Raw genomic sequence first — 15996 nt, forward strand, 5'->3', positions numbered from 1 at the left:
TGTCGATCATTCGAAAGGAAGAAACGTGAAGGTACTCGTACTGGGTTCCACCGGCTACATCGGGTCCGCCGTGACACGGCGGCTGACGGCGGACGGCCACCAGGTGGTCCACTTCGTCAAGGACGCCGGGCGGCTCGGCCCCGACGCGGCGTCGCGCGTGGGTGATCTGGGCGACCCGGCTTCGCTGCGGGCCGCCGTCACCGATGACATCGATGCCGTGCTGAACCTCGCCACGCCGACCGGCGACGAGACGGCGGACGCGGCGGCCGTGGACGCGCTGACCGAGCGGCTGCGCGGCACCGGGCGGGCGTTCGTGTACACCAGCGGTGTGTGGGTGCTCGGCGCCACCGGGGACACCGCGGTCGACGAGGACGCCGCCACGGACGCGATCGCCATCGTCGGCTACCGCCCGCGCATCGAGCAGCGCGTCCTGGCGACCACCGCCGGGGACGTGCGCGCCGTGGTGCTGCGGCCCGGCATCGTGTACGGCCACGGTGGCGGCATACCCGGCCTGATGACCGGCTGGGCGAAGGAGCACGGCACCGGCCGGTACGTCGGCTCGCCGGCCACCCGCTGGCCGATGGTGCACGTGGACGACCTCGCCGAGCTGTTCGTGCTGGCCCTGACCAAGGCCGAGCCGGGGAGCGTGCTGCACGGCGTGGCCCACGAGGCCGTGCCGGTCGCCGCGCTCGCCGCCGCCACCGACATCGCCGCGGGGGGCACCGGCCGGGCCGAGACCTGGCCGCAGGAGCACGCAGCCGACGTCGTGGGCGCCCCGTTCGCCGAGGCCCTGGCGCTGAACCAGGTCGTGTCCGGGCGCCGCGCCGTCACCGAGCTGGGCTGGCGGCCCAGCCGCCCGTACGTCCTGACCGAGCTGGCCGAGCCGGCCGAGATGACCGAGATGACCGAGATGACCGGAGGCGACCGTGGCTGACCTCACCGGCTCCACCCTGCCCATCTGCCGCACCTGCGGCACCCAGTACGCCGCCACCCGCCCCGACTGCCCGGTCTGCCTGGACGAACGCCAGTACGTCGGGGCCGACGGCCAGCAGTGGACCAGCCTCGCCGAACTGCGTGCCAAGGGCCACGAGGGACGCTTCGAGGAGCAGGGCCCGGACGTGCTCGGCATCGGCTGCACCCCCTCCTTCGCCATCGGCCAGCGGGCCCTGCTCGTGCGCACGGCCGGCGGCAACGTGCTGTGGGACTGCGTGCCCTACCTCGACGACGCGGTGATCCGCGAGGTGGAGAAGGCCGGCGGGATCGACGCGATCGTCGTCAGCCACCCGCACTTCTACTCCGCCGTCGTCGAGTGGGCCCACGCCTTCGACGCGCCCGTGTACCTGCACGAGGCCGACCGGCAGTGGGTCGGCCGCCCCGACCCCGCCCTGCACTTCTGGAACGGCCGGACCCACCGGCTGACCGACGAACTGACGCTGATCAACCCCGGAATCCACTTCCCGGGCAGCACGGTCATGCACCGGAACACGGGGGAGGGCGCGCTGTTCACGGGCGACGTGGTCAACGTCTGCCCGGACCGCCGCTGGGTCACGATCATGTACAGCTACGCCAACCACATCCCGGAGCGCCCCGACGCCGTGCGCGCCGCCGGCGAACTGCTCGCCGGCTACCGCTTCGAGCGGATCTACGGGGCGTGGTGGGACCGCGTCGTCACAAGCGACGGCAACGAGGTCCTGGCCAGGTCGGTGGACCGGTACCTGCGCTTCGAACAGGCGCTGCCGATGGAGTCCCGCTCATGACGACGACGGAACACGTCCACCAGCACTGACCGCAGCACGCTGCAGAACGACCGGCCTGCCGGGCGGACGGGCACAGCGCCCGGCCTCGGACATCACGGGGCCTTCGGCACCGTCCCCCGGCAGGCTGTCGGGCTGTCGATGCGGCTGGACGGGTGTAGTTCGGCAGCCGACCTCGGCGGCCTCCGGCCGAAGCGGCGGGCCGCCCGGTTACATGAGCCTGCGCCGCGGTGCGGGGCGTGCCGGCGTCGTTCACGGCCCCGGGCCCGACGGACGAAAGAGCACAATGGCAGAGCGTGACCCTCGCAACCGCACCAGCCGCAGCCCTCGACGTCGCGGACGCGCCGCCGCCGTGGTCGCGGCCGCCGCGCTGGTGGCCGCCGCGGGACCGGGATTCGGGACCGGCGCGGCCGCCCTGGCACCCGGCACCCAGTTCACGCCGTTGACGGCCGCGGTGATGACCGAGCCGACGCCGTTCGACGCCACGGACGGCAGGACGCACCTCTCCTACGAACTGCTCACCACGAGCGCACTGTCCACCAGCACCCCGCTGCGGCTCGACCGGGTCGACGTCCAGGACGCCCGCACCCACCAGGTCATCGGCTCGCTGAGCGGGCAGCCGCTGGCCGACGCCGCCAATCCGGTGGGCGACCCCCTGCCCGGTGCGGACGCGTACACCCCGGCGCCCCCGGGGCCCACGCCGACCGTCATCCAGGGCTCCCAGCAGTGGATCATCTGGCTCGACCTGACCCTCGACCGCGGTCAGCCGGTGCCCGAGGTCCTCGAACACCACCTCTCGGGTGCCGTCCTGACCCCCTCCGGCCCGTCCGCGTTCGAGGAGACGGTACAGGCCACCCCGACCTCCCGCACCGCGCCGTTGAACCTGAACGCGCCCGTCCGCCCCGGCACCTGGTACGCCAGCGAATCCTGCTGCGGCAACACCCACCACCGGCGAGGCCTCGCCCCGATCAACGGCCGCTTCGACGTGCCGCAGCGCTTCGCGATCGACTGGTACCGGCTCGGCGAGCAGGGGCAGGCCTGGGAGGGCGACCCCGCGCGGCTCACCAGCTACCTGAGCTACCGCCAGCCGGTCGTGGCCGCGGCCGGCGGCAGAGTGGTGGAGGTCCAGGACGGGATCCCGGACAACCCGCCGCCCGTCACGCCGCCCGTCCCGCCGATCGAGGACACCGTCGGCAACCACATCACCCTGGAAGTCGCACCGGGCCGCTACCTGCTCTACGCCCACCTCGAAGCCGGCACCCTCGACGTCCGGGAGGGCGACTGCGTCGAACCCGGCCAGGTCCTCGGACTGATCGGCAACAGCGGCAACTCCACCACGCCCCACCTGCACTTCCAGGTGACCACCACGGCCGAGTTCTTCCCGACCGACAGCCCGCCGTTCACCTTCCGGAGCTTCCGCGTCCTCGGACAGGTCGAACCCCGGATCTGGGACGACAACCTGGGCCTGCAACCGACCGGCGTCCTCCCGATCACACCCTCACCGTACGAGGGCCCCCACCGTGACCAGTACCCGCTCGACCGCGAGGTGCTGGAGTTCTGACCGGACGTTGCGGGGGCTGACAGGGCCAAGGCCAGTATCAGCCCCCGCAACGGCCGCTCCCGGCCTTCGGCTCCCGGCCTCCTGCCCGCCCAGCGCGGGCAGCGCAGGTTCCTGGACCCGCAGCTTCAGCGGTGCTCGGGGTTGTCGGAGTCGAAGCGGCAGCCGGCGTCCCACTCGGAGCGCTGGTTGCCGTGGGCGGGGATGCCGCCGGCGTCCTTGAGCATGCGGGCGAGGTGGAGCTGGTTCCAGGTCATGAAGGTGGTGTTGCGGTTGGTGAAGTCGTTCTCCGGGCCGCCGGAGCCGGTGTCGAGGTAGGAGGGCCCGGGGCCGGCCTCGCCGACCCAGCCGGCGTCGGCCTGCGGCGGGATGGTGTAGCCGAGGTGCTGGAGGCTGTAGAGGACGTTCATCGCGCAGTGCTTGGCGCCGTCCTCGTTGCCGGTGATCAGGCAGCCGCCGACCCGGCCGTAGTAGGCGTACTGGCCCTCGGAGTTGAGGATCGACGAGCAGGCGTAGAGCCGCTCGATGACCTTCTTCATCACGGAGGAGTTGTCCCCGAGCCAGACCGGTCCGGCCAGCGTGAGGATGTCGGCGGCCATCACCTGGGAGTAGATCACCGGCCACTCGTCGGTCTCCCAGCCGTGCTCGGTCATGTCCGGCCAGACGCCCGTCGCGATGTCGATGTCCACCGCGCGCAGGACGTCGACCTGGACACCCTGGCGTTCCAGGATGCCGGTGCTGACGTCGATCAGGCCCTGGGTGTGGCTGCGCTCCGGGGAACGCTTCAGCGTGCAGTTGATCACCAGCGCGCGCAGGTCGGCGTACGACGTCGTCGGGTCCGGCACGAAGTCCTCCTCCAGGAGCCGTGGGAGCCCGGTCGGGGTCGTGGTCGGGTCGTGGACTCCCCGCACAGCTCACCAGTCCGGTGCGGCGGGCGCCCGCGGAGCTGGGCCGGACGCCTGACGGCCTGCCTTTCGGTCGGTTCTGGTCGCCCGCCGCGACCGCCGCGCGGACAATGGCCCCGAGGGGGACCGGGGCGAGGGACAGCCTTCGCGGGCGCAGCGCACCGGGGCCGTGCAGGGGCTCGGGGGCCGAGGAGGAAGCCGTGCCAGTGTGGCACCTGCGGGACTTCCACGACGACGACCTGGACCAGGCGATCCAGCTGTGGGACCAGGGCCGGCACGCCGACCTGTCCCTCCCGGTCTTCCCCGTCTCCGACGTCGTCGCCGCGGCCCGCGGGGGACAGCCGGCCGTGGTCGCCCTGGTCGGGGAGGAGCTGGTCGGCATGGCGGTCGCCCGTGCCGAGGGCGAACGCGGATGGATCATGATCGTGGCCCTGTCCGGCGCGTGGCGCAACCGTGGCCTCGGCAGCGCGTTGATCACCCAGGTCGAACAACGCCTGCGCGCGAAGGGAGTGCGGCGGTTCAGCGCGGTCCTCACCCCCGGCTCGACCGGGACGGCGGCCCTGGAGAACTCCGGCTACCGCCAGGTGAGCGGGCTGGTCTACTACGAGAAGCTGGAACACCCGGACGCGGGAGACGCCGGGCTGCTCGCCCAGCTCGGCGGCCGGGTCATGCCGCACGGGCTGTGGGAGCGGCTCGCGGGGATGCACGCGGCCAAGGACGCCATCGAACGGCGGATCGTGCTCCCGCTCACGGAGCCGGAGCTGGCCGAGAGCTACGGCGTCCGCCCGCCCAAGGCGGTCATCCTCTTCGGTCCGCCCGGAACCGGGAAGACCACGTTCGCCAAGGCGGTCGCCTCACGGCTGGGCTGGCCGTTCGTGGAGCTGTTCCCGTCCCGGCTGGCGGCCGACGCCGACGGGGCCCTCGCGGCCTCGCTGCGTGAGGTCTTCGCGGACCTGGCCGATCTCTCCAGCGTGCTGCTCTTCATCGACGAGGTCGAGGAGATCGCCGCCGCCCGCTCCGGCACCGCCGTCGACCCCGGACACGGTGTCACCAATGAGCTCCTCAAGCTCATCCCGGCGTTCCGCGACCACGACGACCGGCTGCTGATCTGCGCCACCAACTCGCTGCGCACCCTCGACTCGGCGTTCCTTCGGCCGGGCCGCTTCGACTACATCATCCCCGTCGGTCCGCCCGACGCCGTCGCGCGCGAGGCGATCTGGCGCCGCTACCTCGGGCCGAGCGCGCAGCGCGTCGACATCGACAGGCTGGTCTCCGCCAGCGAGATGTTCACCCCCGCCGACATCGAGTACGCCGCCCGCAAGGGCTCCCAGCAGGCCTTCGAGAACGAGATCACCCACCGCACCGGGCTCCCCGCCGGCACCGACGACTTCCTCGCGGCGATCGCCGCCACGCGCCCCACCCTGACCGCGCAGGCCCTGGAGACCTTCAACGAGGACATCGAGCGACACGTCCGGACCTGAGAGGACCGGGCGGACCTGGCGGGAAAGCCGTGGCCGCCCCGGCGTCGGTTCCGGGGCGGCCACGTCGCGACAGACGCTTCCGGAGCCTGCCACGTTGCGTAGCTTAGCAGTTGCTAATATTGGCAAATAGTCCGGGCCGACCGCCCTCGCCCCACGCTGACCAGGCCGTTCGACCACGTTGCTACAGTCTCCACCGATGAAGCCAAGCCCAACCAGCGCCCGGCAGGGGCGGTGAATCCCATGACGGCCGACTCGCCGCGCAGGCCCTCGGTCATTGCCGTGCCGCTCTACCAGCACAAGGCCGAGTTCTTCAAAACCCTCGGCCACCCCGTGCGCATCCGCGTCCTGGAGCTCCTGAGCGAACGCGAGCACGCCGTCGCCGAACTGCTGCCCGAGGTCGGCGTCGAGCCGGCCCACCTCTCCCAGCAGCTCGCCATCCTGCGCCGCGCCGGCGTCGTGGTCTCCCACCGCGAGGGCGCCGCCGTCGTCTACCGGCTCACCAGCCCCGAGATCGGCGAACTCCTGGCCGTCGCCCGCGCCATCCTCGCCGCCCTGCTGACCGACCGCGCCGAACTCCTCGACGACCTGCGCCCCGGCGCCGGTCCCACGCCCGGCTGATCGTCGTGACGCGGGGCCCCGCCCGGTCGGGCGGGGCCCCGGGAGGGGTGGTCAGCTGAGGGTGCGGACCGCGGCGGCGTCGTAGGGGAGCAGGTCGGCGAAGCGGCCGGAGAGGACCTTGGCGGCCCACTGCGGGTCCTGGAGGAGGGCGCGGCCGACGGCGACCAGGTCGAACTCGTCGCGCTCCAGGCGGTCGAGCAGGTTGTCGATGCCCTGGACCGGGGCGCCCTCGCCCATGAAGGCGCGGACGAAGTCGCCGTCGAGGCCGACCGAGCCGACGGTGATGGTGGGGCGGCCGGTGAGCTTCCTGGTCCAGCCGGCCAGGTTGAGGTCCGAGCCGTCGAACTCGGGGAGCCAGTAGCGGCGGGTCGAGGCGTGGAACGCGTCGACGCCGGCCTCGGCGAGCGGGGTGAGGATCGCCTCCAGCTCCTGCGGGGTCTCGGCGAGGCGGGCGTCGTAGTTCTCCGACTTCCACTGCGAGTAGCGGAAGATCACCGGGAACTCCGGCGAGACGGCGGCGCGCACCGCGGCGACGAGCTCGGCCGTGAACTTCGTCCGGGCGACCGGGTCGCCGCCGTACTCGTCGGTGCGGCGGTTGGTGCCCGCCCACAGGAACTGGTCGAGCAGGTAGCCGTGGGCGCCGTGCAGCTCGACGCCGTCGAAGCCGATCCGCTCGGCGGCCGCGGCGGCCTCGGCGAACGCGCCGATGACGGCGTCCAGGTCGGCGCGGGTCATCGCCCGGCCCGTTCCCTCGGTGCCGTCCAGGCGGATGCCGGACGGGCCGACGGCGGGGGCGTCGGCGACCGGCGGGTCGCCCTGCTTGCGCACCATCCCGATGTGCCAGAGCTGCGGCACGATGGTGCCGCCCGCCGCGTGGACGTCCTCGGCGACGCGGGCCCACCCGGCCAGCTGCTCCTCGCCGTGGAAGCGCGGGATGTCGTCGGTCTGGCCGGCGGACTCGTGGCCGACGTACGTCCCCTCGGTGACGATCAGACCGACGCCCGCGGCGGCGCGGCGGGCGTAGTACGAGCGGACGTCCTCGCCGGGCACGCCGCCCGGGGAGAACCTGCGGGTCATCGGCGCCATCACGATGCGGTTGGGCACGGTCAGCCCGTTGATCGTGACGGGCCGGGACAGGATCTCGGCCGCGCGGGAGGAGGCGGGCTCGGTGGACGGGACGGGCTCGGTGACGGTCATGGGGATCCTCGCGGGTACCGGTGGTGTGCGCCGGAGCGGAAACGGTTGCCCGTGCCAACCACCTCCACGGCTTCGGCATTTCGTCGGCCGCGCGGTTCCCGCTGTGATCCGCGCCACTGCCCGCCAGTGGGGATCGGCGGTCGCGCGTCGACCGCTCAGCTGGCCGAGCGGGCGGGGGTGACCGTGCTCGACATGTCGGCGATCATGTCCGGTGCGGTTCGAATCGAAAGGAACGCAGATGAGCGGAATCCCGGCGGAGATCGACACTCCGGACATCGTGGTCGACCTGGAGGTGCTCGAACGGAACATCGAGCGCATGGCGGCGGCACTGCGGGCCAAGGGCCTGCGGCTGCGTCCCCACGCCAAGACCCACAAGATGCCGGAGATCGCCGCGCGGCAGCTCGCGGCGGGGGCGGTCGGGCTGACGGTGGCGACCATCGGGGAGGCCGAGGTCTTCGCCGAGCACGGCGCCACCGACCTCTTCATCGCCTATCCGCTGTGGATCGGGCCCCGGCAGGCGGAGCGGCTGCGGCGGCTCGCCGGCACGGCGCGGATCGCGATCGGGGTGGACTCCGTCGAGGGGGCCGAGGCGGCGGGCCGTCACCTCGGGTCCGCGGCCGGCGACATCGAGGCCGTGGTGGAGATCGACAGCGGCCACCACCGCAGCGGTGTCCTGCCGGAGCAGGCCGTGGTGGTGGCCCGGGCGGCGGCCGCGGCGGGGCTCCGCGTCGGCGGGGTGTTCACCTTCCCGGGGCACAGCTACGCGCCGGGCATGCCCGCGAAGGCGGTCGAGGAGGAGCAGCAGGCCCTCGGCCGGGCGGCCGGACTACTGGCCGCCGACGGCTTCGAGATCACGCGGGTGAGCGGTGGATCCACGCCGACCGCGGAGCTGACCGGGGCAGCGGGGGCGAGCGCGGGCGCGGAGCAGGGCGCGAGCGCGGAGCCGGTCGGGAGCGCGGAGCCGGTTGGTGACCCGGCGCTCACCGAGGTGCGGCCGGGCGTCTACGTGTTCGGCGACGCCCAGCAGTTCGAACTCGGACGGTGCACCCTCGCGGACATCGCGCTGACGGTCGCCGCGACCGTCGTCAGCAGGCACGAGGGGGACGACACCACACCCCGGCGGGTCGTCCTGGACGCGGGCAGCAAGGTCCTCGGCGGTGACCGGTCCGCCTGGGCGACGGGCTTCGGCCGGCTCATGGACCACCCCGAGGCCCGCATCACGGCGCTCTCCGAGCACCACTCCACCGTGGTGTGGCCCGACGGCAGCGACCTGCCCGCGCTGGGGGAGCGGCTGCGGGTGGTCCCCAACCACGTCTGCGTCGCGGTGAACCTCGTCGACGACGTCGCGGTGGTCCGGGCCGGCGAGCTCGTGGACCGCTGGCGGGTGGCCGCCCGCGGCAAGAACGCCTGACCGGGGCACCCTTCCCAGGGGCCGGATCCCGCCTCACCGCGGGATCCGGCTTCACTGCAGGATGTTGATCGCGCGGGCGATCACCAGGCCGGCCAGGATGAGGGAGGTCGCGGCCTCCACCATCATCAGCAGCTTGGCCCACCTCCTGATCGCGGAGATGTCGGTGGGGCTGAAGGCGGTCGCGGTCCAGAAGGACAGTGACAGGTAGTCGGTGAAGTTCGGCATCCAGTCGGGCGGCGCGTGGACGCTGTGCTGCATCTCGGGGAACACGAAGGTGGGCGGCACGTCGGGCCGGTTGGCGCGGGCGGCGGCGCCGCCGCGGTCCAGGTCCCAGTACCAGAGCGCGAAGGCGATCACGTTCGTCACCCAGGTCACGCCCCCGGTGGCCAGCAGGCCGGTGGCGTTGTTGGCGAACAGCTTGTTGTCGGTCAGGATGTCCGTCACCAGGTGGATGCCCGCGTGCAGGTTCGACGCGGTGACGAAGGCGATCAGGGCCTCGGTGACCACCCGCAGCCAGGTCTTCTGACGGTCGATCCGCCCGGGGTCACCGATGACCAGGACCGCCAGCAGCGTGAACATCACCACCGGAACCAGCCAGACGGGGTCCAGCCGGTACGACGCCGGCAGTGCCACGTGGAGCATCGCGGCGGTCGCGACCGCCAGCCCCACGGGCCACCAGTGCTCGCCCCGCTCGGTGGCCGGAGCGGGTGTGACCGGCGGCGGACCGGCTGGGCCGGGGCTTGGTGGCATGCCTCATTGTCACCTCGCCGACCCGGCTGCGCGGTGTTGCCGCCGCCGCGCGCCGTGCGGCACACGATCGCCGACTGTTCGCTGCCGGCCTCCGTCACCACCGCCCGCAACGGCTCCTACTCGCTCGGCGTGAAGCTCGGCCTCAGTGGCCTGAACGAGCTGCGCATCGTCAGCGGACACCGCCTCCCCGGTCTTCACCGTCACCGTGCGCTGACCCGCCGGGCCCGGGGCCGTGAGGCCGCGGAGCCCCGGGAACGCGGGAAGGGGGCGTCCGTTCCGGCGGACGCCCCCTTCCCCCTGTGCTGTGCCGTGCGCGCCGCGTCGCCCCGACCCGTGATCGGCCGCTCGCGGGGCCGGCCGTTACTGCGGCGTCACGTAGGCGCCGGAGATGCCGCCGTCGACGAGGAAGGTGTTGGCGGTCATGAAGGACGAGTCGTCGGAGGCGAGGAAGGCGACCGCGGCGGCGATCTCCTCGGGCTCGGCGAAGCGGCCGAGCGGGATGTGGACCAGGCGGCGGGCGGCCCGCTCCGGGTCCTTGGCGAACAGTTCCTGCAGCAGCGGGGTGTTCACCGGGCCGGGGCACAGGGCGTTGACCCGGATGCCCTCGCGGGCGAACTGCACGCCCAGCTCGCGGGACATGGCCAGCACGCCGCCCTTGGAGGCGCTGTAGGAGATCTGCGAGGTGGCCGCGCCCATCACGGCGACGAAGGAGGCGGTGTTGATGATCGAGCCCTTGCCCTGGCGCTGCATGTGCGGGATCGCGTACTTGCAGCACAGGTAGACGCTGGTCAGGTTGACCTCCTGGACCCGCTTCCAGGCGTCCAGGCCGGTGGTGAGGATGGAGTCGTCGTCCGGCGGGGAGATGCCCGCGTTGTTGAAGGTGATGTCGAGCCGGCCGTACTCGTCGACGGCCCGCTGGAAGAGGTCGCGCACCGCGTCCTCGTCGGTGACGTCGGCCTGGATGAACAGGCCGCCGACCTCGTTCGCGGCCTTGGCACCGGTCTCGGCGTCGAGGTCGACGCAGACCACCTTGGCGCCCTCGGCGGCGAAGCGGCGGGCGGTCGCCAGGCCGATGCCGCTGCCCGCGCCGGTGATGACGGCCACCCGGCCGTCGAGTCGCTGGGTCATGGTGATCATTCCTCCGTGGAGATGAAGACGTTCTTGGTCTGGGTGAAGGCGTCCAGCGCGTCCGGGCCGAGCTCGCGGCCGAGGCCGGACTGCTTGAAGCCGCCGAAGGGCGTGGTGTAGCGCACCGAGGAGTGCGAGTTGACGGAGAGGTTGCCGGCCTCCACGCCGCGCGAGACCCGCAGGGCCCGCCCGACGTCCCTGGTCCAGATGGAGCCGGACAGCCCGTACTCGGTGGCGTTCGCGATGCGCAGGGCGTCCTCCTCGTCGCGGAACGGGACGACCGCGACGACCGGGCCGAAGATCTCCTCGGTGAAGGCGCGGTCGTCGTGCCGGACCGGTGCGAGGACGGTCGGCGGGTACCAGAAGCCGGGCCCGTCGGGGGCGCTGCCGCGGAAGGCGACGGCCGATCCGTCCGGGACGTAGGAGGCCACGCGCTCCCGGTGGGCGGCGGAGATCAGCGGCCCCATCTCGGTCTTCTCGTCGCCCGGGTCGCCGACCCGCACGCCGCGGACGGCCGGCTCCAGGAGCGCCAGGAAGTCGTCGAGGACGGACGCCTCGACCAGGATCCGGGAGCGGGCGCAGCAGTCCTGGCCGGCGTTGTCGAAGACGGCGTAGGGCGCGGTCGCGGCGGCCTTGGCGAGGTCGGCGTCGGCGAAGACGATGTTGGCGCTCTTGCCGCCGAGTTCGAGGGTGACGGGCTTCACCTGGGCGGCGCAGCCCGCCATGATCTCCTTCCCGACCCGGGTCGAGCCGGTGAACACGACCTTGCGCACGTCGGGGTGGGTGACGAAGCGCTGTCCGACGACCGGGCCGCGGCCGGGCAGGACCTGCAGCACGCCCTCCGGGATCCCGGCCTGCAGGGCGAGTTCGGCGAGGCGCAGGGCGGTGAGCGGGGTGAGTTCGGCGGGTTTGACGATGACGGTGTTGCCGGCCGCCAGCGCCGGGGCGAGGGCCCAGGCGGCGATCGGCATGGGGAAGTTCCACGGCACGATGACGCCGACCACGCCGATCGGTTCCTGGAAGGTGACGTCGATGCCGCCGGCGACGGGGATCTGCCGGCCGAACAGCCGCTCGGGCGCGGCGGCGTAGTACTCGATGACGTCCCGCGCGTTGCCCGCCTCCCAGCGGGCGTTGCCGATGGTGTGGCCGGCGTTGGCGACCTCCAGGGCGGCGAGGTGCTCGCGGTCGGCGTCGACGGCGGCGGCGAAGGCGCGCAGCAGCCGGGCCCGGTCGGCGGGGGCGACCCGGCGCCAGGTGTCGAAGGCGGCGCGGGCGCGGGCGACGGCGGCGTCGGTCTCGGCGAGGCCGGCCAGTTCGACGGTGGTGATCACCTCCTCGGTGGCGGGGTTGACGACCTCGTAGAGGTCCGGTTCGGTCATGGAGCTGTCTCCCTGTGCGTGGAGGTGGTCTGGCCGGCGGCGACCAGGGCCTGGAAGAGGCGCAGGTCGTCGGGGTTGGTCTCGGGGTGCCACTGGACGCCCAGCGCGAAGCGGTGGCCGGCCAGTTCGAGGCCTTCGACGGTGCCGTCGGCGCTGCGGGCGGTGACCTGCAGACCGGCGCCGAGCCGGTCGACGGCCTGGTGGTGGTAGCAGGAGACCTCGGTGTCGGGCCCCAGGACCTCGGCGAGCCGGCTGCCCGCCACCAGGGCGACCCGGTGGCGGACGTAGCGGGCGGGGACGGTCTGGTGGCTGCCGTCGGGCAGGTGCTGGAGCAGGGTGCCGCCGAGTTCGACGTTGAGCAGCTGCATGCCGCGGCAGACGCCGAGCACCGGAAGGTCCCGGCTCAGGGCGGTGTGCAGGAGGGTGCTCTCCCAGTCGTCGCGGGCGTGGTGTGGCGGGCCGGTGCGCGGGTCCGCGTCCGTCGCGTACCGGGCCGGGTCGACGTCCGGGCCGCCGGCCAGCACGAGTCCGTCCAGGGCGTCGAGGAGGTGGTCGGTGCCGCCGGGTTGGGGCGGCAGCAGGACCGGGGTGCCGCCCGCGCGGACGACGGCGTCGACGTACGTCTGGGGCACGAGGGAGGCGCGCTGGTTCCAGACGGACCACGCGGCGTCGTCCTGGTAGCTGGTGATGCCGATCAGCGGTCGTCGGCGGTTGTCGCGGGTCACAGCCGCTCGAATCCGCGGCGCCGCTCCCAGTCGGTCACCGCCCGCTCGTAGGAGGCCAGTTCGGTGCGTCCGGCGTGGGTGTAGTGCCGGACGACGTCCTTGCCGAAGGCCTCGGTGGCGACGGCGCTGCGTTCGAACGCGTCGACCGCGTCGCGCAGGGTGGCGGGCACCCGGGGCGCGGCGGAGGCGTACGCGTTGCCGGTGAACTCCGGTTCGAGTTCGAGCTGCTGCTCGACCCCGTGCAGTCCGGCGGCGATCAGGGCGGCGACCGCGAGGTACGGGTTGACGTCGCCACCGGGGACGCGGTTCTCGAAGCGCAGCGACTGGCCGTGGCCGACGACGCGCAGGGCGCAGGTGCGGTTGTCCCGGCCCCAGGCGATGGCGGTCGGCGCGAAGCTGCCGGGCACGTAGCGCTTGTAGGAGTTGACGGTGGGGGCGAGCAGCAGGGCGAAGTCGGCCAGGCAGGCGAGCTGTCCCGCGAGGAAGTGCTCCATGGTGCGGGAGAAGCCGTGCGGACGGTCACCGGCGAACACCGGGGTGCCCTGCTCGTCGCGCAGGCTCAGGTGGATGTGGCAGGAGTTGCCCTCGCGTTCGTCGTACTTCGCCATGAACGTGAGGCTGCAGCCCTCCTGGGCGGCGATCTCCTTGGCGCCGGTCTTGTAGACGGAGTGGTCGTCGCAGGTGGTGAGGGCGTCGGCGTACTTGAAGGCGATCTCGTGCTGGCCGAGGTTGCACTCGCCCTTGGCGGACTCGACGGTGAGGCCGGCGCCGGCCATGCCGTTGCGCAGCCGGCGCAGCAGGGGCTCGATCCGGCCGGTGCCGAGGATGGAGTAGTCCACGTTGTACTGGTTGGCCGGGGTGAGCCGGGTGTAGTCCTTGTCCCAGGCCTGTTCGTAGCTGTCCCGGAAGACGATGAACTCCAGCTCGGTGGCGGCGTGGGCCTGCCAGCCGTAGCCGGCCAGCCGGTCGAGCTGGCGCTGCAGGATCTGGCGGGGGGAGACGGCGACCGGGGTGCCGTCGTGGTGGACGACGTCGCACTGGACCATGACGGTGGCGGGGTGCCAGGGGATGGTCCGCAGGGTGGCGAGGTCGGGGCGCAGCGTCAGGTCGCCGTAGCCGTTCTCCCAGGAGGAGACCTCGTACCCGTCGACGGTGTTCATGTCGACGTCGACGGCCAGCAGGTAGCCGCAGCCCTCCGCGGCGCCGGGCACGACGTCGGCGAGGAAGTACTCGGCGGCGACGCGTTTGCCCTGGAGGCGCCCCTGCATGTCGGTCATGGCGAGCACGACGGTGTCGACGGACCCGTCGGCGACGCGGGTGCGCAGCTCGTCGAGGGTGAGCCGGGGGCGGGTCATCGGACCTCCAGTTCGGTGTCCAGTGCGTCGGGGTCGGACGGGGTGCCGTGGACGTGCGGCCCGGTGAACCAGTGCCGGGCGGAGACCAGCCACCAGATGCCGGCGAAGCCGACCACGACGGCCACCGCGACGGGTGTGTAGTTGAAGCTCTCGGCGGTGATCGGGCTGGCGGTGGGGAGCATGAACAGGACGGTGATCACCGCGGTCCAGACGACCGCGACGATGCCGATCGGCCGGCTCCACCGTCCCAGGTGCCAGGGCCCGCGCTGGAAGTCCTCGCCCTGGCGCAGCCGCAGGTACACCGGGATGACGTAGGAGATGTACAGGCCGATGACGGAGATGGAGGTCACGGCGGTGTACGCGGTGGTGTTCCAGAGCGCGGGCAGTCCGAGCAGCAGGGCGCCGCCGGTCGCGAGCCAGACCGCGTTGGTCGGGGTCTGGGTGCGCGGGTCGATGCGGTGCCACAGGCGGGAGCCGGGCAGTGCGCCGTCCCGGGAGAAGGCGTAGATCATGCGGGAGTTGGCGGTGACGGAGGCCATCCCGCAGAAGAACTGGGCGCCGATGACGATCAGCAGCAGGATCTGGGCGCCGCCGTCGCCGATCGCGTCGATGAAGATCTGCGCGGGCGGGACCTGGGTGTCGCTGTTGAGCGCGCCGTCGTAGTCGCGGATCGCGAAGGTGATGCCGAGCAGCAGGATCCAGCCCGCCGCCAGGGAGACGGTGATGGCGTTGACGATGCCGCGGGGGCCGGACCGGGCGGCGTCGTGGGTCTCCTCGGTCATGTGCGCGGAGGCGTCGTAGCCGGTGAGGGTGTACTGCGCCATCAGCAGGCCGATCATCGCCACGTAGAACTGGTTGTGGAAGCCGGTCCCGTTGACGAACTCGGTGAGCACGAAGGAGGCCGAGGCGTGCTGGTCGGGGAGCACGGCGAGCGCTCCGACGATGATCGCGACGCCCACCAGGTGCCACCACACGGACACGCTGTTGAGGACGGCGACCAGGCGTACCCCGCGGGTGTTGAGCAGGCCGTGCACCAGCAGGATGACGGCGAAGATCTCCATGGTGTGCTCGGGGCTGGCCTCGATCCCGAAGCGCAGCGTGAGGAAGGCGTTGGTGAAGAACGCGGCGCCGAAGTCGACGCCCGCGGTCACCGCGACCTGGCCGAGGAAGTTGAACCAGCCGGTGAACCAGCTCCACGCCGGGCCGCGGGTGCGGGTCAGCTTGGCCGCCCAGTAGTAGAGGCCGCCGGCCGTCGGGTAGCTGGAGCAGATCTCGGCCATGGCGAGCCCGACGCAGAGCGTGAGCAGGCCGACCACCGGCCAGCCCCAGATGATCAGGGCCGGGCCTCCGGTCTTCATGCCCGTCCCGTACAGGGTCAGGCAGCCGGAGAGGATCGAGACGATGGAGAAGGAGACGGCGAAGTTGGAGAAGCCCGACATCGAGCGGGCCAGTTCCTGGGTGTAGCCCAGCTCGCGGAGCCGTTGTTCGTCGGCGGAAACGGGAGCGGTGTTCTGCGGAAACTTTTCGGGGGCAGGCTGGTCGGGTGAGCGTGCGTCGGTCATGGGCACCCCTGGGGGTTGAGGGTGTGCCGGGGAGCACAGGGCCACGACGGCGTGGCACGGGTCGCCCCGACGGGTTCGACGGTCGGACGGCTCGTCAATGGTCTGGAATCAGTCCATTGGGTGGGTGAGCAGCATCGTTCCGGCTGCATCGGGGCCGCGTCAAGAGAAACGGG

General features: G+C 72.4%; 14 protein-coding genes. 6 read left to right on the plus strand and 8 right to left on the minus strand.

What is annotated here, in order from left to right; genetic code table 11:
• Window positions 1-25 precede the first annotated feature (25 nt).
• The 3 genes from ACIGG8_RS15005 (at window position 26) to ACIGG8_RS15015 (ending at window position 3315) form a co-directional block, all read left to right on the plus strand.
• A complete protein-coding gene (locus ACIGG8_RS15005) occupies window positions 26-934 on the plus strand; it encodes an NAD-dependent epimerase/dehydratase family protein (protein WP_396548219.1) in 909 nt (302 codons plus the stop codon).
• On the plus strand, window positions 927-1757 hold the full coding sequence (locus tag ACIGG8_RS15010; RefSeq protein ID WP_396548221.1) for an MBL fold metallo-hydrolase: 831 nt from the start codon (window positions 927-929) through the stop codon (window positions 1755-1757). Before ACIGG8_RS15005 ends, ACIGG8_RS15010 begins: the two co-directional genes overlap by 8 nt.
• 283 nt (window positions 1758-2040) lie before the next feature.
• On the plus strand, window positions 2041-3315 hold the full coding sequence (locus tag ACIGG8_RS15015) for a M23 family metallopeptidase (protein WP_396548223.1): 1275 nt from the start codon (window positions 2041-2043) through the stop codon (window positions 3313-3315).
• A 125-nt stretch (window positions 3316-3440) separates the two neighbouring features.
• On the opposite strand, the gene ACIGG8_RS15020 is transcribed toward ACIGG8_RS15015, so the two are convergent.
• Window positions 3441-4157, minus strand: coding sequence for a flavodoxin family protein (locus tag ACIGG8_RS15020; RefSeq protein WP_396548225.1), 717 nt, complete (start codon window positions 4155-4157; stop codon window positions 3441-3443).
• A 260-nt stretch (window positions 4158-4417) separates the two neighbouring features.
• Here ACIGG8_RS15020 and ACIGG8_RS15025 point away from each other — a divergent pair, with 260 nt between their 5' ends.
• Window positions 4418-5698 (plus strand): ATP-binding protein, encoded by a 1281-nt coding sequence (locus ACIGG8_RS15025; protein WP_396548227.1) that lies wholly within the window; start codon window positions 4418-4420, stop codon window positions 5696-5698.
• Window positions 5699-5971: 273 nt separating this feature from the next.
• A complete protein-coding gene (locus ACIGG8_RS15030) occupies window positions 5972-6316 on the plus strand; it encodes an ArsR/SmtB family transcription factor (protein WP_396548286.1) in 345 nt (114 codons plus the stop codon).
• 51 nt (window positions 6317-6367) lie between these two features.
• On the opposite strand, the gene ACIGG8_RS15035 is transcribed toward ACIGG8_RS15030, so the two are convergent.
• Window positions 6368-7513, minus strand: a complete 1146-nt coding sequence (locus ACIGG8_RS15035; protein WP_396548228.1) for an NADH:flavin oxidoreductase — start codon at window positions 7511-7513, stop codon at window positions 6368-6370.
• A gap of 238 nt (window positions 7514-7751) precedes the next feature.
• Between ACIGG8_RS15035 and ACIGG8_RS15040 the strand changes: the two genes are divergently transcribed.
• A complete protein-coding gene (locus ACIGG8_RS15040) occupies window positions 7752-8924 on the plus strand; it encodes an alanine racemase (RefSeq protein ID WP_396548229.1) in 1173 nt (390 codons plus the stop codon).
• A 51-nt stretch (window positions 8925-8975) separates the two neighbouring features.
• Here the strand turns inward: ACIGG8_RS15040 and ACIGG8_RS15045 are convergent, their stop codons facing one another.
• The 6 genes from ACIGG8_RS15045 to ACIGG8_RS15070 all read right to left on the minus strand — a co-directional run bounded on the left by ACIGG8_RS15045 (window position 8976) and on the right by ACIGG8_RS15070 (window position 15823).
• Window positions 8976-9674, minus strand: a complete 699-nt coding sequence (locus ACIGG8_RS15045) for a hypothetical protein (RefSeq protein ID WP_396548231.1) — start codon at window positions 9672-9674, stop codon at window positions 8976-8978.
• Between the two features lie 360 nt (window positions 9675-10034).
• Complete coding sequence (locus ACIGG8_RS15050; protein WP_350520760.1) at window positions 10035-10802, minus strand: 3-oxoacyl-ACP reductase; 768 nt, start codon at window positions 10800-10802, stop codon at window positions 10035-10037.
• Between the two features lie 5 nt (window positions 10803-10807).
• Window positions 10808-12181, minus strand: a complete 1374-nt coding sequence (locus ACIGG8_RS15055) for an aldehyde dehydrogenase family protein (RefSeq protein WP_350520759.1) — start codon at window positions 12179-12181, stop codon at window positions 10808-10810.
• Window positions 12178-12906 (minus strand): gamma-glutamyl-gamma-aminobutyrate hydrolase family protein, encoded by a 729-nt coding sequence (locus tag ACIGG8_RS15060; RefSeq protein WP_396548232.1) that lies wholly within the window; start codon window positions 12904-12906, stop codon window positions 12178-12180. Before ACIGG8_RS15060 ends, ACIGG8_RS15055 begins: the two co-directional genes overlap by 4 nt.
• Window positions 12903-14261: a glutamine synthetase family protein gene (locus tag ACIGG8_RS15065; protein ID WP_396548233.1), complete on the minus strand. Its 1359-nt coding sequence runs from the start codon at window positions 14259-14261 to the stop codon at window positions 12903-12905. Before ACIGG8_RS15065 ends, ACIGG8_RS15060 begins: the two co-directional genes overlap by 4 nt.
• Complete coding sequence (locus tag ACIGG8_RS15070; RefSeq protein ID WP_396548234.1) at window positions 14258-15823, minus strand: amino acid permease; 1566 nt, start codon at window positions 15821-15823, stop codon at window positions 14258-14260. The genes ACIGG8_RS15065 and ACIGG8_RS15070 overlap by 4 nt, the downstream gene beginning before the upstream one ends.
• Between the last annotated feature and the right edge of the window lie 173 nt (window positions 15824-15996).

It is taken from the genome of Kitasatospora sp. NPDC085464, from assembly GCF_044541955.1.
Taxonomy (GTDB): domain Bacteria; phylum Actinomycetota; class Actinomycetes; order Streptomycetales; family Streptomycetaceae; genus Kitasatospora.

Coding starts and splice junctions, on each gene's coding strand:
- ACIGG8_RS15050 (WP_350520760.1), bottom strand. CDS start 10,802: ATGACCCAGCGACTCGACGGCCGGGTGGCCGTCATCACCGGCGCGGGC.
- ACIGG8_RS15055 (WP_350520759.1), bottom strand. CDS start 12,181: ATGACCGAACCGGACCTCTACGAGGTCGTCAACCCCGCCACCGAGGAG.
- ACIGG8_RS15035 (WP_396548228.1), bottom strand. CDS start 7,513: ATGACCGTCACCGAGCCCGTCCCGTCCACCGAGCCCGCCTCCTCCCGC.
- ACIGG8_RS15070 (WP_396548234.1), bottom strand. CDS start 15,823: ATGACCGACGCACGCTCACCCGACCAGCCTGCCCCCGAAAAGTTTCCG.
- ACIGG8_RS15040 (WP_396548229.1), top strand. CDS start 7,752: ATGAGCGGAATCCCGGCGGAGATCGACACTCCGGACATCGTGGTCGAC.
- ACIGG8_RS15065 (WP_396548233.1), bottom strand. CDS start 14,261: ATGACCCGCCCCCGGCTCACCCTCGACGAGCTGCGCACCCGCGTCGCC.
- ACIGG8_RS15015 (WP_396548223.1), top strand. CDS start 2,041: ATGGCAGAGCGTGACCCTCGCAACCGCACCAGCCGCAGCCCTCGACGT.
- ACIGG8_RS15045 (WP_396548231.1), bottom strand. CDS start 9,674: ATGCCACCAAGCCCCGGCCCAGCCGGTCCGCCGCCGGTCACACCCGCT.